General features: G+C 65.5%; 1 protein-coding gene. It reads left to right on the top strand.

Going from position 1 to position 469, the window contains the following annotated elements; all coding sequences use genetic code 11:
- Positions 1-42 precede the first annotated feature (42 nt).
- A partial coding sequence (locus tag H7I41_RS13270; protein WP_308214619.1) for a metal ABC transporter solute-binding protein, Zn/Mn family occupies positions 43-469 on the top strand: 427 nt, incomplete at its 3' end.

The following is a 469-nucleotide window of genomic DNA, read 5'->3' as shown; positions in this document are numbered from 1 at the left end:
CGAAACTTTGAGATCGAATTAGCGAAATATCGAGGAGGAGTCGTGCGCCGACACGGCCGCAGGCTGGCGGCACGAGCGACGGCCCTGGCAGGCTTGGTCGCGCTGGTGGCCGGTTGCGCACCCGGAGGAACCGAGGCGGCCGCGGATCGTCCGGTGGTGCTCACCACATTCACGGTGCTGGCCGATATCGCCGCCCATGTGGCCGGCGACCATCTCACGGTCGAGTCGATCACCAAGCCCGGGGCCGAGATTCACGGCTACGAGCCGACTCCCGGGGATATCAGGAAAGCCGTCGGTGCCGACCTGATCCTCGACAACGGACTGAACCTCGAGGCCTGGTTCGGTCGATTCGTGGCGGGTGTCGACGTCCCCCACGTGGTGGTGAGCGACGGTGTCCAGGTCATCGACATCGCCGAGGACGCTTACACCGGACAGTCCAATCCGCACGCCTGGATGTCACCGCTGAACG

Origin of the sequence: [Mycobacterium] manitobense, from assembly GCF_025821665.1 — a bacterium.
Taxonomy (GTDB): domain Bacteria; phylum Actinomycetota; class Actinomycetes; order Mycobacteriales; family Mycobacteriaceae; genus Mycobacterium; species Mycobacterium arseniciresistens.
The sequence above is the reverse complement of the archived record's forward strand: the minus strand, read 5'-3'. Positions and strand labels throughout refer to the sequence as shown.